At 55.3% G+C, this 22,165-nt stretch carries 25 protein-coding genes; 9 read left to right on the top strand and 16 right to left on the bottom strand.

All coding sequences use genetic code 11. From position 1 onward, the window contains the following. Positions 1–96: 96 nt before the first annotated feature. On the top strand, positions 97–2,940 hold the full coding sequence (locus tag I9W95_RS13855) for a response regulator (RefSeq protein ID WP_225675895.1): 2,844 nt from the start codon (positions 97–99) through the stop codon (positions 2,938–2,940). On the opposite strand, the gene acpS is transcribed toward I9W95_RS13855, so the two are convergent. The 12 genes from acpS to rpoE form a co-directional block, all read right to left on the bottom strand. Further along, positions 2,916–3,320 (bottom strand): holo-ACP synthase, encoded by a 405-nt coding sequence (acpS, locus tag I9W95_RS13850; protein WP_225675893.1) that lies wholly within the window; start codon positions 3,318–3,320, stop codon positions 2,916–2,918. The two genes, I9W95_RS13855 and acpS, sit on opposite strands and share 25 nt — an antisense overlap. Then, positions 3,317–4,063 carry a pyridoxine 5'-phosphate synthase gene (gene pdxJ / locus I9W95_RS13845; protein WP_225675891.1) on the bottom strand — a complete coding sequence of 249 codons (747 nt, stop codon included), beginning with the start codon at positions 4,061–4,063 and terminating at the stop codon, positions 3,317–3,319. Before pdxJ ends, acpS begins: the two co-directional genes overlap by 4 nt. Further along, positions 4,060–4,728 (bottom strand): DNA repair protein RecO, encoded by a 669-nt coding sequence (recO, locus tag I9W95_RS13840; protein ID WP_225675889.1) that lies wholly within the window; start codon positions 4,726–4,728, stop codon positions 4,060–4,062. The genes pdxJ and recO overlap by 4 nt, the downstream gene beginning before the upstream one ends. Position 4,729: 1 nt before the next feature. Next, positions 4,730–5,626, bottom strand: coding sequence for a GTPase Era (era, locus tag I9W95_RS13835; RefSeq protein ID WP_225675887.1), 897 nt, complete (start codon positions 5,624–5,626; stop codon positions 4,730–4,732). Then, positions 5,623–6,321, bottom strand: a complete 699-nt coding sequence (rnc, locus tag I9W95_RS13830; protein ID WP_225675885.1) for a ribonuclease III — start codon at positions 6,319–6,321, stop codon at positions 5,623–5,625. Before rnc ends, era begins: the two co-directional genes overlap by 4 nt. Beyond that, positions 6,314–6,682, bottom strand: coding sequence for a DUF4845 domain-containing protein (locus I9W95_RS13825; RefSeq protein ID WP_225675883.1), 369 nt, complete (start codon positions 6,680–6,682; stop codon positions 6,314–6,316). Before I9W95_RS13825 ends, rnc begins: the two co-directional genes overlap by 8 nt. A gap of 14 nt (positions 6,683–6,696) precedes the next feature. After that, complete coding sequence (lepA, locus tag I9W95_RS13820) at positions 6,697–8,499, bottom strand: translation elongation factor 4 (protein WP_225675881.1); 1,803 nt, start codon at positions 8,497–8,499, stop codon at positions 6,697–6,699. Between the two features lie 130 nt (positions 8,500–8,629). Next, entirely contained in the window at positions 8,630–10,018 is a 1,389-nt protein-coding gene (locus I9W95_RS13815; protein ID WP_225675879.1) for a DegQ family serine endoprotease, read from the bottom strand. A gap of 9 nt (positions 10,019–10,027) precedes the next feature. Further along, positions 10,028–10,465 (bottom strand): SoxR reducing system RseC family protein, encoded by a 438-nt coding sequence (locus I9W95_RS13810; RefSeq protein ID WP_225675877.1) that lies wholly within the window; start codon positions 10,463–10,465, stop codon positions 10,028–10,030. A gap of 18 nt (positions 10,466–10,483) precedes the next feature. Further along, on the bottom strand, positions 10,484–11,458 hold the full coding sequence (locus I9W95_RS13805; protein ID WP_225675875.1) for a MucB/RseB C-terminal domain-containing protein: 975 nt from the start codon (positions 11,456–11,458) through the stop codon (positions 10,484–10,486). A gap of 2 nt (positions 11,459–11,460) precedes the next feature. Beyond that, positions 11,461–12,051 carry a sigma-E factor negative regulatory protein gene (locus I9W95_RS13800; RefSeq protein ID WP_225675873.1) on the bottom strand — a complete coding sequence of 197 codons (591 nt, stop codon included), beginning with the start codon at positions 12,049–12,051 and terminating at the stop codon, positions 11,461–11,463. Between the two features lie 9 nt (positions 12,052–12,060). Beyond that, the gene (gene rpoE / locus I9W95_RS13795; RefSeq protein ID WP_225675915.1) at positions 12,061–12,660 is read right to left on the bottom strand and encodes an RNA polymerase sigma factor RpoE; all 600 of its coding nucleotides are present in this window, start codon (positions 12,658–12,660) and stop codon (positions 12,061–12,063) included. A gap of 212 nt (positions 12,661–12,872) precedes the next feature. On the opposite strand from rpoE, the gene nadB reads away from it, so the two are divergent. The 3 genes from nadB to map all read left to right on the top strand — a co-directional run bounded on the left by nadB (position 12,873) and on the right by map (position 15,552). Further along, entirely contained in the window at positions 12,873–14,480 is a 1,608-nt protein-coding gene (nadB, locus tag I9W95_RS13790) for an L-aspartate oxidase (protein ID WP_225675871.1), read from the top strand. 68 nt (positions 14,481–14,548) lie between these two features. Further along, positions 14,549–14,773 (top strand): ParD-like family protein, encoded by a 225-nt coding sequence (locus I9W95_RS13785; protein WP_225675869.1) that lies wholly within the window; start codon positions 14,549–14,551, stop codon positions 14,771–14,773. Next, positions 14,773–15,552, top strand: coding sequence for a type I methionyl aminopeptidase (gene map / locus I9W95_RS13780; protein WP_225675866.1), 780 nt, complete (start codon positions 14,773–14,775; stop codon positions 15,550–15,552). Before I9W95_RS13785 ends, map begins: the two co-directional genes overlap by 1 nt. 9 nt (positions 15,553–15,561) lie before the next feature. On the opposite strand, the gene I9W95_RS13775 is transcribed toward map, so the two are convergent. After that, the gene (locus I9W95_RS13775) at positions 15,562–15,951 is read right to left on the bottom strand and encodes a protein YgfX (protein WP_225675864.1); all 390 of its coding nucleotides are present in this window, start codon (positions 15,949–15,951) and stop codon (positions 15,562–15,564) included. Next, on the bottom strand, positions 15,929–16,189 hold the full coding sequence (locus tag I9W95_RS13770) for an FAD assembly factor SdhE (RefSeq protein WP_225675862.1): 261 nt from the start codon (positions 16,187–16,189) through the stop codon (positions 15,929–15,931). The genes I9W95_RS13775 and I9W95_RS13770 overlap by 23 nt, the downstream gene beginning before the upstream one ends. 137 nt (positions 16,190–16,326) lie before the next feature. Between I9W95_RS13770 and ygfZ the strand changes: the two genes are divergently transcribed. From ygfZ to I9W95_RS13755, 3 genes are read left to right on the top strand one after another with little or no spacing between them, the layout of a single operon-like run. Further along, the gene (gene ygfZ / locus I9W95_RS13765; RefSeq protein WP_225675860.1) at positions 16,327–17,190 is read left to right on the top strand and encodes a CAF17-like 4Fe-4S cluster assembly/insertion protein YgfZ; all 864 of its coding nucleotides are present in this window, start codon (positions 16,327–16,329) and stop codon (positions 17,188–17,190) included. A gap of 43 nt (positions 17,191–17,233) precedes the next feature. Continuing rightward, positions 17,234–17,947: an HDOD domain-containing protein gene (locus I9W95_RS13760; RefSeq protein ID WP_225675859.1), complete on the top strand. Its 714-nt coding sequence runs from the start codon at positions 17,234–17,236 to the stop codon at positions 17,945–17,947. Next, entirely contained in the window at positions 17,914–18,072 is a 159-nt protein-coding gene (locus I9W95_RS13755; protein WP_225675857.1) for a hypothetical protein, read from the top strand. Before I9W95_RS13760 ends, I9W95_RS13755 begins: the two co-directional genes overlap by 34 nt. Positions 18,073–18,076: 4 nt before the next feature. Here I9W95_RS13755 and I9W95_RS13750 read toward each other — a convergent pair whose 3' ends face one another. Further along, complete coding sequence (locus tag I9W95_RS13750) at positions 18,077–19,207, bottom strand: enoyl-CoA hydratase/isomerase family protein (protein WP_225675855.1); 1,131 nt, start codon at positions 19,205–19,207, stop codon at positions 18,077–18,079. A gap of 89 nt (positions 19,208–19,296) precedes the next feature. Here I9W95_RS13750 and I9W95_RS13745 point away from each other — a divergent pair, with 89 nt between their 5' ends. Further along, positions 19,297–19,974: a hypothetical protein gene (locus I9W95_RS13745; protein ID WP_225675853.1), complete on the top strand. Its 678-nt coding sequence runs from the start codon at positions 19,297–19,299 to the stop codon at positions 19,972–19,974. 17 nt (positions 19,975–19,991) lie between these two features. Then, positions 19,992–20,960: an alpha/beta fold hydrolase gene (locus I9W95_RS13740; protein ID WP_225675851.1), complete on the top strand. Its 969-nt coding sequence runs from the start codon at positions 19,992–19,994 to the stop codon at positions 20,958–20,960. Between the two features lie 125 nt (positions 20,961–21,085). Here I9W95_RS13740 and I9W95_RS13735 read toward each other — a convergent pair whose 3' ends face one another. Further along, positions 21,086–22,120: a metallophosphoesterase gene (locus I9W95_RS13735; RefSeq protein WP_225675849.1), complete on the bottom strand. Its 1,035-nt coding sequence runs from the start codon at positions 22,118–22,120 to the stop codon at positions 21,086–21,088. Positions 22,121–22,165: the final 45 nt, after the last annotated feature.

Raw genomic sequence — 22,165 nt, 5'->3', positions numbered from 1 at the left:
TATATCTTCTGCCGCCCACCTGCGGCGTGTGTGTCCATTGCGCCCCGCCGGGCAGACCTTTATTCTGGCCCTTTACTCCATCGTTACCGGGTCACTATGAAAAGCTGGACCATTCAGAGCCGTATTCTGTTTCTGGCCTTATTGCCAGGCATTATTATTTCGCTGATTCTCGGCAGCTTTTTTATGACGCAGCATTCCGGCAATCTCGATGACCTGCTGGACCAGCGTGCTCTGGCTATGGCCAAACAACTGGCGCCAACCTGTGAGTACGGCATCATGACCGGCAACAGTGGCATCCTGCAGAACATCGCCAACAATATGCTGGAAGAACGCGACGTCCGCTCCGTCAGTATCTACAACCAGGACGTCGAGATTCTGGCTCACTCCGGGCCGAAAATGCTCACTGAACGTATTGGCTCAGCCGAACTGACCGATAACCAGCTGCAACTGCTGAACACCGAAGGCTCCGTGCGGGTGCGCGCGCCGGTATTCGCCCAGAATCTGGTAATTCCGGATCAGCTGTCGGATCAGTTTTACGCTCTCGAAGCACAGGAAATCCGCCTGCTGGGCTGGGCCGAACTGGAACTATCGACGGCCAATACTCAGCTCGCCCGCTACCAGCACATTGCAACGTCATCGACGGTAATCCTGCTGACCCTGCTGATCTGTACCCTGATTGCCCTGCGTGTAAGCCGCCAGATCTCCGAGCCGCTGTCGAATATTGTTGGCGCCATCCGCAATCTTGAAGACGGCCAGCTGGATACGCGCCTGCACATTTCCGGCGCAACGGAATTTCAGCAGCTGTCGTCCGGTATTAATGCGATGGCCAGCGCACTGCAGCGGGCCAACAGTGAGCAGCAACAGAATATTGAACAGACCACCCGCGACTTGCAGGAAACGCTGGATGAACTGGAAGTACGTAACCGCGAGCTGAACATCGGCCGTAAGCAGGCACTGGAAGCCAGCCGTATGAAATCTGAGTTCCTCGCCAACGTCAGCCATGAAATTCGTACGCCTCTGAATGGCATTATCGGCTTCAGTGACCTGCTGGCACGCACCCACGTCGATGACCGCCAGACCGACTACCTGCAGACTATTCGTCGCTCGTCCTCCGACCTGCTTAAAATCATCGACGATATTCTCGATCTGTCGAAAATTGATGCTGGCAAACTCATCATTGAACGCACCGCCTTTAACCTGCGCGATGTTATCGACGAAGTGCTGACGATGCTTGCACCGGTGGCCTACGCCAAGGGACTGGAGCTGTCTCATCTGATTTACTCCGAAGTGCCGGTCCACATTCAGGGTGATCCACTGCGCCTGAAACAGATTCTGACCAACCTGATCAACAATGCCATTAAATTCACTGAACGCGGTGGCGTAACCCTGCGTGTGTCGCTGATCAGCAGTGACGACAAACGCGCCAGTATCAACTTCGACATTCAGGATACCGGCATCGGTATGAGCGATGAGCAGATCAGTAAGATCTTCACCGCCTTTACTCAGGCCGACGCCAGCACCACCCGCCAGTTCGGTGGTACCGGACTGGGTCTGATTATTTCCCGTGCTCTGGTTGAGGCCATGCACGGCGACATCCGCGTCAGTAGTCAGCAAGGTCGCGGTTCGACCTTCTCGTTCCACATTCAGACCGGCCTCAGCGAACCAGTGAATGCGCTTGCCCCACTTGAAACCGGCAATGTGCTGCTGCTTGAGCCGTCGTTGCTCAATCGCATGAATATCGCTGCCCTGCTGACCCAGTGGCAGGTTAATCACCAGGAGTTTGAAACACGCAACCAGCTGCTGGATCTCATCAGCAGCGGTGCAACGTCCGGCTGTGTAGTGCTGTCGGTATCTCGTGCCCAGCTGCGTGACACGGCAACCATGTCGCTGCTGAGCCGTCTTGATGCTATGCAGGTCGATGTACTGGCCATGGTCGACAGTGTGCGCCATGAAGACCTGGACCTGCTCAAATCCTATGGCGCTCGCATCAGCCTGAGCCAGCCGTTCAGCCACCGCAAACTGCATCAGGCGCTGGCGCATATTTTACGTGGTGATGAGCTCAGCGATCACAATCAGCAAAACCTTGCTCAGGGTGGCCAGCTGGCACCTCAGGAAGCGCCAGTGGTACTGGCAGTCGATGACAATGACGCCAACCTGAAACTGGTGGTTACCCTGCTCACCGAGCTGGGAGTTAAAACCCTGTCGGCAAACAGCGGCCGCGAAGCCATCGACATGGTGGCCGAAACCCAGGTTGATATGGTGTTCATGGATATCCAGATGCCGGGCATGAACGGCCTGGAAGCCACACAGGAAATTCGTTTACTGCCAGGACGCAGCTCTCTGCCGATTGTGGCTCTGACCGCCCACGCGATGGCTGACGAAAAAGAAGCACTGCTGAAGGCAGGCATGAACGACTACCAGACCAAGCCAATCAGCCAGGAGCAGTTATCAGCCTGCGTTGAACGCTGGACCGGCTTCCACTGTGCGCTGGCTGAAGAAGCAGAAACCCAGCCGTTAGCCGTCAGTCCTGAACGTGACAGCCGTTGCGATCAGGTCTTTGACGCTCACACAGCACTGCGCTGCGCCAGTCGTAAACTGGATCTCGCCGAAGATATGTTCACTATGTTGCTCGACTCTATGAGCAAAGATATGGAAGTGGCGATGGAGGCCTGGGAAGAGGAGAACCTCGACCTGCTGCTGGAGAAAGTGCATCGCATACATGGCGCTACCCGCTACTGCGGTGTGCCCTGCCTGCGCAGTACACTGGAACGCTTTGAAACCAGCCTCAAATCAGGCAATAGCGGTGACTATCCGGCGCTGATGCGGCAGCTGACCGAAGATGCCGCCACTCTGCAAAACTGGGCACACACTAACAACTGGCGTCAGATTCTGGCAGCAGCGCTGAACGATCCAGCTCAGCAAAGCACAGAAAACGCCTGAATCAGATCGCCTTCGTCGGACAAACTGACGAAGGCCTTTTGCCCACCCAGCGCCTGCAGACGCTCAGCCGCAGCACCATACAGAGTCACCAGCGGAGCTCCCGCGTCATCAGCAAGCACTTCCAGTTGCTGAAAGCCCACGCCTTTCGCAATACCGGTGCCCAAGGCTTTCGCCAGCGCCTCTTTGGCGGCGTAACGTTTGGCGAGAAAATTCAGGCTGTCAGCGCGCTGATGATAAATCTGCTGTTCCCGCTCAGTCAGAATGCGCTTAACAAAGCGTTCACCGTGACGCGCCAGCGCGGCTACGATGCGCTGTGAATCCAGCAGGTCGGTACCGATTCCGACCACCTGCTCCAGCGGAAATTCCGGTTGCTCATTCATGGGCGAAAAGTAGCGGCTTCCAGTAAATCACGCATCTCACGCACGGCGTCTTTCAGGCCGACAAATACCGCACGCGCGACAATAGCGTGGCCAATGTTAAGCTCATTCATGTACGGAATGGCCGCGATGGCTTCAACATTGTGGTAATTAAGACCATGGCCCGCATTAACGATCAGGCCTTTGTCGTGGGCATAACTGGCAGCATGACGAATACGCTCCAGTTCGGCCTGCTGTTCCGCTTCACTTTCGGCATCCGCATAACGACCGGTGTGCAATTCAATCACCGGGGCGCCGACACGCACCGTGGCGTCAATCTGTGCTTCATCGGGGTCGATAAACAAAGAAACTTCCGAGCCGATCGCCTGCAGGCGCTCCACCGCACGACGGATATGCTCTTCCTGACCACAGACATCCAGACCGCCTTCAGTGGTCAACTCTTCGCGTTTTTCCGGTACCAGACAAGTGGCCGGCGGCATGACTTCTTCCGCCAGCTCGAGCATGGCATCAGTGACCGCCATTTCCAGATTCATGCGTGTGGCCAGAGTTTCTGCCAGCACGTAAACATCACGGGTCTGGATGTGACGACGATCTTCACGCGGATGAATAGTAATGCCATCGGCGCCGGCTTCTTCAGCGATAAATGCCGCCTGAACCGGATCGGGATACGTAGTACCACGGGCCTGACGCAAGGTCGCCACATGGTCAATGTTCACACCCAACAGTACACGTTTTGGATTTTTCACTTTGGCTCCTTAACCTTCCCGGCTGGGATCGGCATAAATAATTCACGGCTGGTTAACGGCCGCTCCAGAAGATCATCGATGGCGATGCGCAGCACCTGCTTGGCCGTAACCCATGCTGCCGGATTGTCACGTTCTGTGCGGGCAAAGGCAATCAGATCAGCTCCCTTAATACCCCGCTCGCTGATGGCGAAGCCTTCACGCGGCACGAACAGGTAACGGCTGTCAGCCTGCAGCGGTTGCCCCTGAGCATCCTGCTGCCAGGAGAACCCATAGCCCAGCGCGCTGAGTAATCGCACTTCAAATAATCGTAACCAGGGGTCGGGCAGCTGACTGACCGCCAGTGCCTGCAGCGTTTCCTGATACGCCAGAAAGACGTCCGGCAACGCTTCACCACGGGGCAGTAAGCGTGTCAGCAACTCCGTGATATACAGGGCGCAATACAGCGCGGGACCTTTCAGCGAGGATGCCTGCGCAGGACGCAAGCCACGGATACGAGGCCAGTCTTCGGCACTGACCCAGTCTCCATCACAGCACTGTAATAAATCAGGAATCTGGTTACTGCGACCAGCAACCACAGACAGTCGGCCGTGCTGCTGCGAAAAAATATCCAGCAGCCATTCATGTTCACGCAATGGCTGCCGGCGCAGCAGATACAGGCTGGCCATATCAGCTCAGGCGGTCGTCGTAACCCAGACTGCGCAAGGCGCGCTCGTCGTCAGACCAGTTGGCTTTAACTTTCACCCAAAGCTTGAGCATGACCTTACAGTCGAACAGAATTTCCATGTCCTTGCGCGCTTCAATACCGATCTGTTTGATACGGTAACCACCATCGCCAATCACGATGCGTTTCTGCGACGCCCGCTCAACCAGAATCAGCGCAGAGATTTCAATCAGCTCGCCTGAATGAATGAATTCTTCCACTTCCACGGTCATGGAATACGGCAATTCATCACCTAACTGGCGCATGATTTTTTCACGCACCAGTTCGGCTGCCAGAAAACGTGAGGTACGATCGGTGATCTGATCTTCCGGATAGAAATAACCACTTTCCGGCATATAGCTTTCGATCAGACTTTCCAGACGTTCGACGTTGTGACCGGTTTTAGCGCTGACCGGAATCACCTGGTCGAAGGTGTGCTTTTTACTGACCTCTTCCAGAAATGGCAGCAGCTCTTCTTTTTCACGAATAAAGTCGACTTTATTCACCACCAGAATAGCCGGCGCTCGTTGCGACTTAACTGCCTGCAACGCCATTTCATCTTCATCGGTCCAGCGCAGACGATCGATCATCAGGATAATCAGATCCACATCTTTCACGGCTGTAGTAGCCGCTTTATTCATGTAGCGATTGATCGCCTTATCGTTAATCTTGTGAATCCCCGGGGTATCCACATACACCACCTGCACATCGTTCTCGGTTTTGATACCGAGGATCTGATGCCGGGTTGTCTGCGGCTTACGTGAGGTGATAGAAAGCTTTTGCCCCAGAATACGATTCAGCAGAGTGGACTTGCCCACATTCGGACGACCAACAATGGCTACATAGCCGGTACGCTGTGTCATTCCTCTTCTCCTGTAGTATCTGTTTCACCAAGCATAGTCAGCATCTGCGCCGCCGCTGTCTGTTCTGCAGCGCGACGGCTGGTACCCTGGGCGACAATAGCATCTGCCTGCTCAGGAATACGCACCTCGACGGTAAAGATCTGTTCGTTTGTCGGGCCTTCTACATTCAGCACTTCGTAGCGTGGCAGGCTGGATTTATTAGCCTGCTGGTATTCCTGCAGACGGGTTTTCGGATCTTTGATCGGATCTTCCAGCGTCAGCTCGTTCAGCCGCGTCTCAAACCAGCTCAGAATGCGTTCACGAACAACATCCATGCCTGCATCCAGATAGATCGCACCGATAAGCGCTTCAACACTGTCAGCGAGGATCGAATCGCGCTTATGACCGCCACTTTTTAATTCACCTGAACCCAGCAGCAAAAAATCGCCCAGGCCGAATTCACGGGCAATGGCTGCCAGCGTATGGCCTTTCACCATACGCGCACGCAGGCGGCTGAGTTTGCCTTCTTTCGCCTGACTGAAACGACGGAATAAATCTTCGGCAATAACAAAATTAAGAATGGAGTCGCCGAGAAATTCGAGGCGTTCGTTGTTGGTGCCACCTTTACTGCGGTGGGTCAGCGCCAGGGTCACCAGCGCTTCGTCTTTGAATTCGTAGCCGAGACGCTGGGAAAGCTTAAGCAGAGGGTTATTCACTGTGGGTAAATTCTTTGTGCTGATTAAAGCGGACAACCAGATCGACGTTGGCCAGCCAGGTTCCGCGAACTTCGTATGGCCAGTCGAGAACCAGCGCGTGTTTGTGAGGTTGAATAGTCAACTGGTCAAAGTTCATACGCAGGCCGTTGCGCAGCATGCGCTGCTCCAGCAACTGCTTTACTTTGTTGGGCTTGGAATCAATGGTCACTTCACCGGATTCCGCCATGGTGTCGAGAACGGTGGTCAGCATTTTGTTATCCCAGTACATAGGGACAATAGCAATTGCCGCTTTGATCAGCAGCGCAATTAAGGCTACCAGTGCAACCACCGACGAAAATGACATACCGCTCTGACGACGCATGTTAAAACTCCAGCTTAATCATCAACTTTAAGTACTGCGAGGAAAGCAGACTGTGGAATCTCCACGCTACCGATCTGCTTCATACGCTTCTTACCTTCTTTCTGCTTCTGCAGCAGTTTCTTCTTACGGCTGACGTCACCACCATAACACTTGGCGGTAACGTTCTTACGTAATGCTTTCACTGTGGTCCGTGCCACCACCTGATTACCAATGGCTGCCTGGATTGCCACGTCGAACATCTGGCGCGGAATCAGCTCTTTCATTTTTTCAGTCAGGGAAGCACCACGGCGGCGAACGCTGTCACGGTGCATAATCACTGCCAGAGCATCCACTTTCTCGCCGTTAACCAGTACGTCCAGACGCACCAGCGGTGCCTCCTGGAAGCGAACGAAGCTGTAGTCCAGTGAAGCAAAGCCTCGGCTGGCAGACTTCAGACGGTCGAAGAAATCCATAACCACTTCGGCCAGCGGAATTTCATAGCGCAGTGAGACCTGAGTACCTGTGTACTGCATATCAACCTGCACACCACGTTTCTCGATACACAGCGAGATCACATTACCCAGATAATCCTGTGGCACCAGAATATTACATTCAGCGATTGGCTCGCGCATTTCTTCGATAATGCCGGCATCCGGCAGTTTCGATGGGTTATCGACGCGCAGGGTTTCGCCCTTACGGGTAACCACTTCGTAAATTACCGTTGGTGCGGTGGTGATCAGATCGAGATCGTATTCGCGCTCCAGACGCTCCTGAATGATTTCCATGTGCAGCATACCGAGGAAGCCACAGCGGAAACCAAAGCCCAGTGCATCGGAGTTTTCCGGTTCATAGAACAGCGAGGCATCGTTCAGCGACAGCTTTTCCAGCGCATCACGGAAAGCTTCAAAATCATCGGACGATACCGGGAACAGACCGGCATACACCTGTGGCTTCACTTTCTGGAAGCCTGGCAGCGACGGAATATCGTCTGCATTTTTGGTGGTTACGATGGTATCGCCAACTGGCGCACCGTGAATGTCCTTGATGCTGGCCACCAGATAACCTACTTCACCGGTACCCAGCTGCGGGCGCTTGGTCATCTTCGGTGTGAAGTAACCCACATCGTCAACGATATGGTCGCGACCAGTCGACTTCAGACGCACCTTGTCGCCTTTTTTGATGGAGCCGTTTTTCACCCGGATCAGGGACACAACCCCCAGGTAGGAGTCAAACCAGGAGTCGATGATCAGTGCCTGCAATGGTGCTTCCGGATCACCTTCCGGTGGCGGAATGTGAGCCACCAGATCTTCCAGCACGTCTTCAACATTCAGGCCGCTCTTGGCACTGCAACGCACCGCTTCGGTGGCATCAATACCAATAATCTCTTCAATTTCCTGTGCCACTTTGTCCGGATCAGCCTGTGGCAGGTCCATTTTGTTCAGAACCGGACGAACTTCCAGGCCCTGCTCAATGGCGGTATAGCAGTTGGCTACCGACTGAGCTTCCACACCCTGAGCCGCATCCACCACCAGCAGCGCACCTTCACAGGCAGCCAGCGAGCGTGATACTTCATAGCTGAAGTCAACGTGTCCAGGGGTATCAATAAAGTTCAGCTGGTAGGTTTCACCGTTACGGGCTTTGTATTCCAGCGTTACGCTCTGGGCTTTAATGGTAATACCACGCTCTCGTTCGATATCCATCGAATCCAGAACCTGGGCCTGCATTTCACGGTCGGAGAGGCCGCCACATACCTGAATAAAACGGTCAGACAGTGTCGATTTGCCGTGGTCGATATGGGCAATGATGGAGAAGTTACGGATGTGGTCCAGCTGGCTCACAGAATAAAACCCGGTCAGTAATTGAAATGGCTGGGGATTTTACTTGAAAGGCTGATCAAAGGCTATTTGTCAGCTTAGGAAGTGATCAGGCCCGGTGTGATACCGGGCCTGATGAGCGTTCGACCGGTGCTTACTCAGCGATACGCAGAGGGATAAACATTGCGGCTCCGCGGCGCACAATGCGCATAGGTACGCTGCGGTTGGCCGGAATATCGGCGACGATACGCTCAAAGTCTTCCACCGAACGTACCGGCTCACCCGAGATCATAGTGATCACGTCGCCGTTAACCAATCCGGCGAATGCTGCCGGGCCACGCGTCACTTCGCGCACCACAACACCGTCACCAGTCGATTTACGCTGGGCGTCGCTCAGCTCACCGATTACCACCCCCAGGCGCTTACTGCTGTGCTCCTGAGGGTTGCTGCTGTTCATGGCCAGCTCGGCACCATCACCATCCGGCAAGGTACCAATGGTTACCTTGATACGCTTACGCTTGCCGTTACGCACAACATCCAGCGTTGACTCCTTGCCCGGTTTCACCCGGCCTACCTGATGTGGCAGGTCAGAAGACAGATTGATAGCACGGCCATTAAAATGCGTAATGATATCGCCATTCTTCACGCCCGCAGCTTCCGCAGGACTGCCCGGAACCACCTGAGCGACCAGCGCACCTGCGGCCTTTTCCAGACCGAAGGATTCCGCCAGATCCTTGCTTACTTCCTGAATCACGACGCCCAGCCAGCCGCGGCTGACCTTGCCTTTTTCTTTCAGCTGGTCAGCGACATCCATAGCCACATTGATCGGAATAGCGAAGGAAACGCCCATAAAACCACCAGAGCGGGTATAAATCTGGGAGTTGATGCCAACCACTTTGCCATCGAGATTAAACAGCGGACCACCGGAGTTGCCCGGGTTGATGGCCACGTCAGTCTGAATGAATGGCACATAGCTTTCATTTGGCAGGCTGCGGCCCTTGGCGCTGACAATACCGGCGGTCACGGAGTAATCGAAGCCGAATGGCGACCCGATAGCGACCACCCACTCACCCACTTCAAGCTTGTCTGAATTCCCCAGCTCAACGGTGGGCAGGTCATCGGCTTCTACCTTCAGCAGCGCCAGATCCGAGCTTTCATCAGCACCAATCAGTTTTGCATCCAGCTCACGACGATCATTCAGGCGGACGACGATTTCGTCGGCATCCTTGATCACATGATTGTTGGTCAGAATGTAGCCGTCGTCAGAAACAATAAAGCCGGAACCCAGTGAAGAGCGCTCCTGCTCACCACCACCCGGAGACTGTGGGGCACCAAAGAAGTGGCGGAAAATCTCCGGCACATCCTGAGGCAGACCGTAGCGTTGCTGGAAACCCGTTTGCGTCACATGCTGAACGGTACTGATATTCACCACCGCCGGAGAGGTTTCTTTTACCAGCTCGCGGAAATCCGGTAACTCGGCCCGGGCGCCTGCGGCAACAAACAGCAGGAGGGCAATGGTCAAACGCTGAAGCAAAACACTCATAGAGATTCCCTACTTAACTTCTACATGAGGAATAAGTGCGCATCCCGGAACAATTCGCGGTTCCCAACGATGCTTAACCTGTTCTGAAATCCTGCGGGCAGCGAAGAATCCGGCAGTCAGGCCCGTCAGACCGAAAATGGCAGCGAGCAGATCACCAGACGACTGGCCCAGCGCCATGCCGACGATCAGGCCCAGTAATGGCAGGCCGTACAGCAGCAAAGCGCTCAGCGCGAGCCCGCCGGATGGGATACTGAGAACCACTTCCTGCCCGGCTTGCAGGTGTTCACCACCAGCTACCCAGAGGCGCATTGGTCGCCCCAGTTTGCTCAGACTGTGCTGACCACAGCCAGAGCGGGCATTACAGCTGTTACAGGCACTGCGTTGTACCGCCTCGACCCAGACACCGCCATCCGCGATTTCTGTAACTTTGACGATTTCCTGCGACATGAATTCCCACCCTGACAATTATTTACTCTCAACGGCCTGATAAGCGACGGAGCCCGCGATCTTTAAGATAGCGTCACTCGGTAGTTCGCCCACCGCCGTAATGCGATAGCGGAGTTTATCATGGGTAAGATAGCGCACAGCAGCAGAGGTCGCGCCCCATTGCGAAACAATTTCCGGCAAGCCTTCAGCCCCGGCGGGATCAACGAACAGAGTGAACGACGCCAGACCATCGGAATACATCAGCCGCAGAGGCTGTGCATCGTCCTCGTTACCCGGCTCTACCGCGACCTGTCCTGCAGACGCCAGCTGAAAACCCTGCGGTACCCAGGCAGGTACCCAGTTCACGGCCTCTGCCGGGGTTTCGTTAATAGTTTCATGACGATGCTGCGCCAGAGTATGGCCATCACCTTGCGGAGAAAAATCGTCTTCCGTCAGATTCAGGCCGATATTGATATCGGCAAACTGGAAGCGTTCCAGTACCTGTTGCTGCAGATTCACCAGCTCTGAGCGCAACAGCAGACCGGTTTCCTGATCCAGCCAAAGGTTGTAACCGTAACGGAAATTATCCTGCGGAATAACACGGATATGCTGAGCATAACGACCGGCTACCCGGCTGACTTCGCGCATCTGGAATTCATAGACCGCGCCAATATCCGAGCCGCCATCGTAGCCAACCAGAGGAACAGGCAAGGCAGTGTCCAGACGGGTGCTGTGTTCACCTGGGTGAATGCAGGTGGTTTCATCGCCACGGCGAATGATTTCGCGGGGGATGCCGGTCAGATGCCGGAATTTTTCATACTCGGTATTGTTGATCAGAGCATGGCTGACCGACAGTGTCTGCCACTGCCGGTCATTACCAAATATAAGTACACCCTGATAACTGGACTCACGAAAGGCTTTGCTCATGCGCTCAAGCCACTCGCTGGCCCCCTGCTCTGCTGCGTGTCCAGTCAGTACCGGAACCAACAGCGACAACAACAGCCAGCGTCTCATAATCAGCGCTTCTCCTCTTCGGTCGCAAAATTAACGACCCGGGCGTACGGCATCATGCCGCGACTGGCTGGCAGCGTTGCCTGCTCGGTATGCTGCAGCACATATTCCTGCAGCTTACGCTGAGCTTCTTCCAGTTTCTGTTCATTCAAAGGCTGACCATCGGCAGCTGCCAGGCGAGTCACACTGACCGGAGCCTGTACCACCGGGGCTACATCGCTGCCATCGGCAACCATCAGCGACTGATCATCGCCTTGCATACCACGCACTCCCAGTAGCACGGCAAGCGTCACACTGGCTGCCACAGCACCGGATGCCAGCCAGCGCATACGTCCACCAGCTGCTGCATGAGCGGCCGTTGCCGGTTGCGCTACTTCGTCCATTGGCTCACCGTCGATGGCCTGCATAATGCCACGCGACAGGTCAACGGTTGACGCGGCTTCACCACGCATCAGAGCACCAATGGTCTGGTAACGCTGCCAGGTTGCACGCAGTTCTTCGTCTTTATCCAGCTCGTTGAGTAAACGGCGGACTTCCAGTTCATCGGTTTCACCGTCAACCAGAGCGGATAAGGACTCATTCATACGATCATTCATGCTGCTTCCTCAGGCGATGGCGTTGTGGGTTTCAGACAGCAACGGCTGCATCTTGCGATCAATGGCTTCACGCGCGCGGAAAATCCGCGAGCGCACAGTACCGATCGGGCAATCCATCACTTCTGCGATTTCTTCATAGCTGAGACCCTCAAGCTCACGCAGGGTAACCGCCATGCGCAACTCTTCCGGCAATGCTTCAATGGCGTCAAACACCACTTTCTGCAGCTGATCTCGCTGCAGCAGGCCGTCCGGGGTCTCGGTATCTTTCATATTAGCTTCATCAGCAAAGAACTCCGCATCATCCAGATCAATATCCCGGACGGGGGTTTTACGGCCTTTGCTGACCAGATAATTTTTGGCGGTATTCACCGCAATACGGTACATCCAGGTGTAAAACTGGCTGTCTCCGCGAAAAGAAGGAAGAGCACGATACGCTTTGATAAAGGCTTCCTGCGTCACATCCTGGGCTTCAGCGAAGTCCGCGATAAAGCGGCTGACCAGAGCCAGAATCCGGTGCTGATACTTGATAACCAGCAGATCGAAGGCCCGCTTATCGCCTTTCTGTACCCGGGCGACCAGCTGTCGGTCGTTATGTTGTTGATCTGTCATGCCCTGTTCCGCTGTCGTTGGCTTAATTGCCAGCGCCGTCGCTGTTGTCATGTGTCCTGCTCCTGTGTCCTGGTAGACCAGATTCAGGGGTGTAGAGGCAGAATATTCGGAATAGTTCCGCTCCGGTGTATCATTGGCACATTATAGGGTGGGATTGACCTGAAAATCGGCCATTCCACCAACCTTTTCCTAATTCTGACGTACTCCTGATCATGAGCCAATCCTATAGTTACGATGTTCTTATTATTGGTAGTGGTGCTGCCGGTCTGACCCTGGGTCTGTCGTTGCCCGAGCACCTCAATGCGGCCATCATCAGCAAGGATGAACTGGATGCAGGCTCTACCCGCTGGGCTCAGGGGGGCGTGGCAGCCGTGCTCGACGAAGAAGACAGCGTTGAAGCTCACGTACAGGATACGCTGATCGCCGGCGCCGGCTTGTGCCACGAGCCTTCAGTGCGCTACACGGTAGAGAACTCCACCGCCGCGATTCAGTGGCTGATTGATATCGGTGTGCCTTTCACTCAGGACAGCCCTGACCACTTCCACCTGACCCGTGAAGGTGGCCACAGTGCCCGTCGGATTATCCATGCCGCCGACGCCACAGGCTTCGCCATTTCCGAGACCCTGCTGGCGCGCGCCAGAGAAAAGAAAAACCTGCATCTGAAACAGAACTACATTGCCATCGACCTGATCACCCATGAGAAACTGGGCGTTGAAGGCCATGGCTGCATCGGCGGTTATTTCCTCAACAATGAAACCGGCGATGTCGATGTCATTACCGCGCGCGCGGTGGTGCTGGCCACCGGCGGTGCATCAAAGGTTTACCTCTACACCAGCAATCCGGACGGTGCCTCCGGTGACGGTATTGCCATGGCCTGGCGCGCCGGCTGCCGTATCGCCAATATGGAATTCAATCAGTTTCATCCGACCTGCCTCTACCACCCGCAGGCGGGTTCATTTCTAATCACTGAAGCCGTGCGTGGTGAAGGCGGCAAGCTGCTGCTACCCGATGGCTCACGCTTTATGCACCACTTTGATGAGCGTGAAGAACTGGCTCCGCGCGACATCGTTGCCCGCGCCATCGACCATGAGATGAAGCGTCTGGGTGCCGACTGCCTGTTCCTCGATATCTCGCACAAACCGGCTGAGTTTATTCAGGAACACTTCCCGACCATCTATGAGCGCTGCCTGGAGCTGGGCATCGACATCACCAGAGAACCGATTCCGGTGGTGCCGGCCGCACACTACACCTGCGGCGGCGTGGTCACCGATACCCGTGGCCGTACCGATATTGAAAACCTGTACGCCATCGGCGAAACCGCCTGTACCGGCTTACATGGCGCCAACCGTCTGGCCAGTAACTCGCTGCTCGAATGTCTGGTGTTTGCCCGGTCGGCAGCGGAAAGCATTGCCAGCGATATCGACTTCTCACAGCCGGCCCCGGATGCACCGGCCTGGGACTCCAGTAAAGTGACCGACTCCGACGAGGACGTTGTGATTGCCCACAACTGGGATGAACTGCGGCGCTTTATGTGGGACTACGTTGGTATCGTACGCACCACCAAACGCCTGCTGCGGGCAAAGCATCGGGTGGAGTTACTGCGTCAGGAAATTCAGGAGTTCTACAGCAACTACCGGGTAAGTAACGACTTACTTGAGCTGCGTAACCTGGTGGATGTCGCCGATGTGATTATCCGTTCGGCGCTGCTGCGTAAGGAAAGCCGTGGCCTGCACTTCAGCCGCGACTACCCGCAACCATTGCCGCGTGCCTTCGATACGGTATTAACACCTAAGTACCTGAAAGAGCTGGGTGAGCTGTAAGCACACAGCTACAAAATATATACGTTTCATATATACTCCGCATAAATTGATTATGCGGAGTTCCTTTTATGGGCATCGTTAAAATATCTGATCAGCTGCACGAAGAAATTCGTGACGCCAGCGCAGTCATGGCGCGCTCCATCAATGCCCAGGCAGAATTCTGGATCAAAATCGGCATGCTGGCCGAGTTCTATCCTGAACTGAACTACAACCAGCTCACACGTAAACTGCTGGAAAGTCCGGAGCTGCCACTGGCACGCCTGCGCAACGAAAGCACCGCGGAGGCCAGCTGATGAGTATCCACCTGAAATCTGCCGACGAACTGGCCCTGATGCGCGAAGCCGGTCAGTTGCTGGCCCGTGTATTCGCGATGCTGGATGACTTTATCGTTGCTGGTGTCAGTACTATGGACATCAACAATCGCGTCGAAGATTACATCGTTAACGACCTGCAGGCGCGACCAGCCAGTAAGGGACAGTACGATTATCCCTATGTGCTCAATACCTCAATCAATCATGTTGTGTGTCACGGCATGCCGAAAGACGGCCAGCTGCTGCGCAAAGGTGACATCATTAACTGCGACATCACACTGGAAAAGAATGGCTTTATTGCCGACTCCAGCAAGATGTACTGCGTTGATGCGGTTTCACCAATTGCCGAGCGTCTGGTGCGTACCACCTACGATGCCATGTGGGCCGGTATCCGCACGGTAAAACCGGGCGCCACCCTGGGCGATGTAGGCTACGCAGTACAGAAAGTTGCCGAAGCCGCGGGTTACAGCGTAGTTCGCGAATACTGTGGCCATGGCATTGGCCGCGAAATGCATGAAGAGCCGGAAGTCACTCATTATGGCCGCCCGGGAACCGGGCTGACGTTAAAGCCAGGGATGGTGTTCACCATCGAGCCGATGATTAATCAGGGCAGCCACAAGCTGAAGCATATGAGCGATGGCTGGACTGTGATTACCCGCGATAAGAAATTGTCAGCGCAATGGGAACATACCATTGCCGTTACCGACGACGGCTTTGAGGTACTGACACTGCGCGAAGAAGAGCGACTGGCGGGGCTATAAGCCCGCCGTTCACCAGCTCTCGTAGAGCCGCGCTTTGAGGCGGCGAAAGTCATCCGCCGAGTTCAGACTGTCAGCCCGCAGCAGCAGATTATCACCGGGGCGCCATGACCAGCGCAGACTCACATAATGGCGCTTACGCACCGAACCACTGCGCCACTGCACATACTGACGCTGCTGGTGCTGTTCGATCCACCAGCCATGATCGTCCACACCCAGACGCTGAACATCGGGCCCGGGCAATGCCATGACCATCAGCAGAATGAGGGTTGTGAGCAAAAACCAGTCGACAGAACCGAGCAGAAACATCAGAAGGGAAAAGACCGCCAGCAACAGCGCATTCAGACGTCGCTGTTGCCTCGACGGTCGCAGCTGCCACTCAGCGGCTGCGCGCATGCTCACGAACAATCTCAACGATGCGAGCCATATCGGCATCGTCAGGCGTGATGTGTTCCATGAACCAGGTAAACAGATCCGGGTCCTCACGTTCGAGCAGGTCACGATAACGTTGCTGATCGTCGTCGCTCAGGTCGGCGTAGGCTTCCTCAGCAAAAGGCACCAGCAATACATCCAGTTCCAGCATGCCACGACGGCTATGCCAGCGAACGCGTTTTACATCAATTTCATCAGCCACTTGCATCTCCTGTATTCACTGCCGGACCGCTCCGGCGGCGGCAGTATAACAAAAACCCGGTCACTGCCGTGAACGCTGTGTTGCGCTGCCAGCTGTGTGCTTTTTGCAGTAGAATCGGCACTTCACTGATATCAGGAGGCACCATGACCGACGCCAATCCACTTCCCATCGTCAACCTGAACCGCTTCGCTTTACTGTGCATCGATGGCGCAGATGCCGAACGCTTCCTGCAGGGCCAGCTGACCTGCGACGTGGTGAAACTCGCGGATATGCATTGGGAACTGGGTGCCTGCTGCACCGCCAAAGGCCGTATGGTGGCAAACTTTGTCATTGCCCGCATCGGCAATGCGTACTGGTTGCGCCTGCCGCAGGCTCAGGCTGAAGCACTGAAACAGCACCTGTCGCGCTACGCCGTATTCTACAAAACCAGCATGACGCTGGTTAGTGACCACGTACTGTGGGGTACCCTGCCTGCGCAAGCGCTGCAAGTCACCGCTGCCGGTCAGCACGCGGTCAGCCGTAGTGACGAGCTGATTACGCTCAGCTGGCCTGACGGGCGCTGCGAATACTGGGGAACCACTGCACCAGACAGCACTTCAGATGAAGGCTGGCAGGCTCTGGATATTGCTATGGGCGTGGTGTGGGTTAACGCCGACAGCCATGAAGCCTGGGTACCTCAGTATATCGACTGGCAGGATCAGGGCGGCATTAACTTTCGCAAAGGCTGCTACACAGGTCAGGAGATCGTGGCCCGCCTGCAGTATCTGGGCAAAACCAAGAAGCACCTGGCCAGCGCCACGGCTTCTGAGCCTCTGAGCCTGGCTGTCGGCGAGCAGCTGAGCGACAGCGATGGTAAGCACATTGCCGAAGTCGCCAGCTGGCAAGGTCAGAACGGACTGGTGATTATCAGCGGTGAAGTACCGGCCAATGCCTTCTTTGGGGAAAAATCCGTCACTCTGGGTCAGCTTTTCTATACTGAAGATCAGGATTCATCTTCAACCCCGTAATAGCCCGCCCTACTCAGTTAGCGCCGGGCAGTGAGGCTTCAGCATGACGAACCTGGCGCTACAGGTAAAAGACGATATCGTCGCTCAGATTAAAAATGACGAACTGGTACTCCCGACGCTGCCGGAAATCGCCCTGCGGGTGCGGGAAGTAGCAGAAGATGCCAACGCCACCATTCCCCAGCTGACGCAGATCATTACTCAGGATCCGGCGCTCAGTGCGCGTATTGTTAAAGTCTCCAACAGCCCGCTGATTCGTGCCAGCTCACCGGTCACCGACCTGTCGACGGCCATCTCCCGACTGGGCATTAACTTCACCAGCAATCTCGCGGTGGGGCTGGCGATGGAGCAGATGTTTCAGGCCACCCACGACATTGTCGACCGCCGTATGCGTGAATGCTGGTCGCGGGCCATGGAAGTAGCGGCCGCCGCACAGGTACTGGCCAAACACTTTACCCGCCTGCACCCGGATCAGGCGTTGCTCGCAGGCCTGGTGCACCAGATAGGTATGCTACCGATTCTGGCTTACGCCGAGACCCATGAAGATCTGCTGGCCGACAGCCTGACACTGGATAAAGTGATCGAAAAACTGCACCCGTCACTCGGTGCCTACATTCTGCGCAGCTGGGAGTTTATTCCCGAACTGGTAGCGGTTCCGAAAGACTATCTGAACCTGAACCGCGAAGCTGACCAGGTCGATTACTGGACCTGGTGCAGGTCGCCACCTTGCAGGCTTATGCCGGGACCGAACACCCGTTAGGTAAAGTAAATCGATCAGAAGTTGGCTCGTTCCAGCGCCTGGGCCTGGACGCCGATGACGAAGTCACCCAGTGGGAAGAGCTGTCAGAAGAAATGGACGCCGCAGAGAGCGCCCTGCGCATCTGAGCGCTCAGAGATCGCGCAGCGGGTGTTCAGCGGCAGGCCATGGTGACTTCATCAGGCCTTCGACCCAGCTGCGTGGTACCTCGTCCACACTCGCATGCTGCCATTGCGGGCGGAAGTCTTTATCCACCACCATGGCGCGAATACCTTCGGCAAAATCCGGATGACGGACGGACTGGTAGGCCAGCACCAGCTCCCACTGCACCGCCTCTTTCAGGCTCATACACTGGCCACGTTGCAACTGTTCCATAATCAGGTGTGCGGTTGCAGGACAGCCAGCCTGAAACTGACGAATCCCCTGCTGCACCCACTCGTTGCTGCCAGCGTAGGCTGCAAAGCGCTGTGAAATTGCCTTCAGGTCGTAATCCACCAGCAATGCCGAAATATCGTCCCATGCCGGATGCATCTGGCTTTCTGGCAGCCCCTGCGGACAATCCGCTTCCAGCCGGTGCAGGCAATCCCGCACCCGATGATGATTCTCAGCGTTGTTGGCAGTCCACTCGGTGTTTTTCAGCAAGGCTTTCATATCATCGAACTGGCTGTGAGCCAGCGCATATTGCGTGAGTCTGAGTTCGCGACAATCCACGGCATTCATCTGCATGCCGGTTAACGCCATCCAGTAACCCACCGGTTGTGTCAGATGTGACAGATACCAGGTGGCCGCCACATCCGGAAACAGGCCGATACGCACCTCTGGCCAGGCCAGCTTCAAGGTTTCCGTGCCAACACGGTGATTGGCACCGATAAACAGCCCCAGACCACCGCCCATCACAAAGCCATTACCCCAGGCAATCAGCGGTTTGGTAAACAAATGAACACGATAGTTCTTACCATACTCACCACTGAAAAACTGATCGGCGTAGCGGTATCGCTCGTCACCTTCAGCACACATGCTGTCATACAGCTTGCGGATATCGCCGCCGGCACTGAACGCTTTGTCGCCGGCGCCACGCATAATCACCGCCACCACGTCGTCGTTTTCTTCCCAGCGTTTCAGCTGGCGATCAATGCGGTTGACCATATCAAGATCCACCGCGTTCATCGCCGCCGGCGCATTCAGCGTCAGCAATCCCAGCTTGTGGCCGGAGCGGGTTGCAACAGTACGAAAGATGACGGGTTTTTCAGCAACAGATGACAAATCGGGCGCCCTCAGTAAACAGCATTCGGTGCAGGTGACGAATAATAAGGAGTGTTACACTCTTCGGCAAAACCTCATTGGATGAGCTTATGCAGACAACGCTGATGATTCCGTTGCTCAGCCTGTTCGTGGTCGCGCTGATTATCGGCCTGATGATCTTCCTGCTGCTAGTCGACTCAGGTCGCAGAGGGGCCGCACTGCGCGCAGCCGGTGAGGCACTGGGACTGAGTTACCGCCCGTACGCCAGCGTCAGCCAGCGCATCATCGATGCCCACTTTCATCTGCTCGATATCGGCCAGTTTCGTCATTTTCGCCATTTGCTTGAGGGGCGACTGAACGCCGGTCCGCATGTAAACCTGTTTGATTACAGTCTGGTGGTTCCCGCTGGCACCTCCACCCAGACCCTGTTATTGGTTGAAGCACCGCTGCAAGGCCTGTCGGCATTCAGCATTAACCGCGACCACTGGCTCAGCAGCGACACCTTCAGTGAGTCCCATCATCACCCGCGCCAGCCTCTGCGTAACGAGCAGAAGCCGCTGTTATTACGCCGCTGGCAGGTAAAAGCCGCCAATCCGCAGCAACTGTGGCCCAGACTTACGCCTGAAGTCTGTGACTGGCTTTTGGCGCATCCTCACCTTCACATTGAGTGGTCTGATGGCATTCTGCTGGTCTGTCGTCCCGGCCTGCTGCTGGAGGCAGAGCAGCTGCAACCCGCCATTGACCAGGCCTGCTTGTTTATCGCGCTGCTGCAACACACACAACAATAATCACAGGAACTCACGCTATGTTCAAAATCACCCGGGGAAATGCCACCCGTACCCTGCTGTCTGTGCTCGCAGCCGGTGCCTTACTGACGACAGGCTGTACCGCCAATCAACAGGATGCCCTGTACCACAAAGTCGTTGAACTGGGCCGCGATGCAGCAGGCTTTGAAGTGAAAAACCTGCTCACCACCGACGTCAACATGACCTATATGGAACGCGCAGGTAGTGGCCCGGTCGTGCTGATGGTGCATGGTTTTTCCGCCAACAAAGACACCTGGCTGAAACTGGCAATGGAACTGCCCGCGGATTACCGCCTGATTGCTCCGGACCTCGCCGGCCACGGCCAGACACCCGCTCCGGACAGCAACAGCTACGACCTGGTTGATCAGGCTGAGCGTCTGCACGCCCTGATGCAGAAACTGGGTGTAAGCCGCTTCCACATTGCCGGTAACTCCATGGGCGGCGCCATCAGTGCCATCTACGCCACGCAGTATCCGGATGAAATTCAGAGTCTGATTCTGATTGACTCCGCCGGTGTTGATGCACCGCAGCCAAGCGAATTTATTCAGGGGCTGGCGCAGGGTAACAACCCGCTGATCGCCACTGACGAAGAAAGCTTTGAAACCCGCTGGAATCTGGTGATGCACAAGCCACCGATGTTGCCATGGCCACTGCGTCCGGCGCTGGTACGCGACACCGTTGCCCGTGCAGACATCAATAAGGAAATCTTCGACGATATGCTGGCCACCCGCGAGCGCCTGCTGAATATCAACTTCGAGCAGCAGCTGCAGGACAAAGTGCATATGCCAGCGATGATTCTGTGGGGTGAACAGGACCAGGTACTGGATGTCTCAATGGTTGATGTTTTCAAAGAAAAGCTGCCACAGGCAGAAGTGAAAATTCTGAAAGATATTGGCCACGTTCCGATGATGGAAAGCCCGGTGGAAACCGCCACTGTGATGTCGCAGTTTATTGCTGGCGTCGAATAAAAACAGGGGGCTTAGCCCCCTGTTTTCGGGGATCCCCCCAGATTAAACCGACCGCTCAGATTGATATCGTCGCGAAGAAATAACACTTTCCTCAGGCGTTAATCTGCAGCGGTCAGTGCCTTCGCTTACTGACGCGTAAAGCTCTTGCTGAAACTTTCCTGATACTCGCCACTCACCTTATCCACGGTTACGGCCGTCGCAGTCAGCTGATCGCCTTCCACCACCAGATAGAAGAAGCCCAGCGTGTCACCCTGCTGCCAGTAGGCATCATTGCGCTCAGTGTCTTTCAGTGAACGACTCTTGGCACCGGCACCGGAAACAATGTGCAGGGTTTTGCCACAGGAATCATCGGCTTGCAGCAACTGCATATCATGATCGTGACCGGCGATAATCAGATCTGCACGATCGCAAACGTGTTTGCGCAGCATGTCATAGTAAATAACACCGGCGCCAGGTACACCATCGTACATACCGGCGTTACCGTGATTACCGTTAGACAGGAACGGGTGGTGAGCAAAAGCGATTTTCCATGGGGCGACGGAGGTTTCCATCACGTTATCCAGCCATTCTGCCTCTTTCTTTTTGTACGGCAGTTGCCAGTACTCAGCATCGGCATCACCCACCGCCGCCAACGGGTTAGAATCCATTGAGATGAAAGTAATCAGCGGTGTTTCCTCTGCCAGTGGCGCATTAAAGGTGTAATAACGTGCAGGCATGTTCCATTTATCGCTCTGACGATTTTCATGGTAGTGATAATCCACCTGAATATCGCCACGATCGTTGTCCAGCCCATCACCACCAAACAACCAGCTGTTATCGTGATTACCCAGTGTCATGTAGAACGGCATATTGAGCGCAGCGTATGGCTGCTCAAACTTGGTGACAAACTGCAGATCATCGACGTCATCGACGCCGGATTCATACACGTTATCCCCCAGACCGAGAGCAAAATCGCAGCCCTTCTGTTCACACAGCGCCTGCATGGCCGCAGCCACTTTGTACTGACCATCTTCACCGGTGCCAGTGTCACCAACCGCGATAAACCGCACGGTTTTATTTACGGTGCCCTGATCTGGCAGAGCATCCGGGGTTCCTGACATGGCCATTGCGCCTGCTGCAGGGAGGAGCAGCATAGCAGTCATCATTGTATTCAGTTTCATTGTGCGTATCCGAAGTTAGTGAGGGGGCCCATGCTGCCGATGGAT

Source organism: Thalassolituus marinus (genome assembly GCF_020320395.1).
Lineage (GTDB): Bacteria > Pseudomonadota > Gammaproteobacteria > Pseudomonadales > Oceanobacteraceae > Venatoribacter > Venatoribacter marinus.
Note: the sequence above shows the minus strand (reverse complement) of the source record. Positions and strands in the feature narration are given on the sequence as shown.

Coding starts and splice junctions, on each gene's coding strand:
- rpoE (WP_225675915.1), bottom strand. CDS start 12,660: ATGACAGATCAACAACATAACGACCGACAGCTGGTCGCCCGGGTACAG.
- I9W95_RS13800 (WP_225675873.1), bottom strand. CDS start 12,051: ATGAATGATCGTATGAATGAGTCCTTATCCGCTCTGGTTGACGGTGAA.
- nadB (WP_225675871.1), top strand. CDS start 12,873: ATGAGCCAATCCTATAGTTACGATGTTCTTATTATTGGTAGTGGTGCT.
- I9W95_RS13745 (WP_225675853.1), top strand. CDS start 19,297: ATGCAGACAACGCTGATGATTCCGTTGCTCAGCCTGTTCGTGGTCGCG.
- acpS (WP_225675893.1), bottom strand. CDS start 3,320: ATGAATGAGCAACCGGAATTTCCGCTGGAGCAGGTGGTCGGAATCGGT.
- era (WP_225675887.1), bottom strand. CDS start 5,626: ATGACACAGCGTACCGGCTATGTAGCCATTGTTGGTCGTCCGAATGTG.
- map (WP_225675866.1), top strand. CDS start 14,773: ATGAGTATCCACCTGAAATCTGCCGACGAACTGGCCCTGATGCGCGAA.
- I9W95_RS13740 (WP_225675851.1), top strand. CDS start 19,992: ATGTTCAAAATCACCCGGGGAAATGCCACCCGTACCCTGCTGTCTGTG.
- I9W95_RS13825 (WP_225675883.1), bottom strand. CDS start 6,682: ATGCGTCGTCAGAGCGGTATGTCATTTTCGTCGGTGGTTGCACTGGTA.
- recO (WP_225675889.1), bottom strand. CDS start 4,728: ATGGCCAGCCTGTATCTGCTGCGCCGGCAGCCATTGCGTGAACATGAA.
- I9W95_RS13770 (WP_225675862.1), bottom strand. CDS start 16,189: ATGCAAGTGGCTGATGAAATTGATGTAAAACGCGTTCGCTGGCATAGC.
- ygfZ (WP_225675860.1), top strand. CDS start 16,327: ATGACCGACGCCAATCCACTTCCCATCGTCAACCTGAACCGCTTCGCT.
- I9W95_RS13760 (WP_225675859.1), top strand. CDS start 17,234: ATGACGAACCTGGCGCTACAGGTAAAAGACGATATCGTCGCTCAGATT.
- I9W95_RS13810 (WP_225675877.1), bottom strand. CDS start 10,465: ATGTCGCAGGAAATCGTCAAAGTTACAGAAATCGCGGATGGCGGTGTC.
- I9W95_RS13855 (WP_225675895.1), top strand. CDS start 97: ATGAAAAGCTGGACCATTCAGAGCCGTATTCTGTTTCTGGCCTTATTG.
- I9W95_RS13735 (WP_225675849.1), bottom strand. CDS start 22,120: ATGAAACTGAATACAATGATGACTGCTATGCTGCTCCTCCCTGCAGCA.
- I9W95_RS13815 (WP_225675879.1), bottom strand. CDS start 10,018: ATGAGTGTTTTGCTTCAGCGTTTGACCATTGCCCTCCTGCTGTTTGTT.
- I9W95_RS13805 (WP_225675875.1), bottom strand. CDS start 11,458: ATGAGACGCTGGCTGTTGTTGTCGCTGTTGGTTCCGGTACTGACTGGA.
- I9W95_RS13785 (WP_225675869.1), top strand. CDS start 14,549: ATGGGCATCGTTAAAATATCTGATCAGCTGCACGAAGAAATTCGTGAC.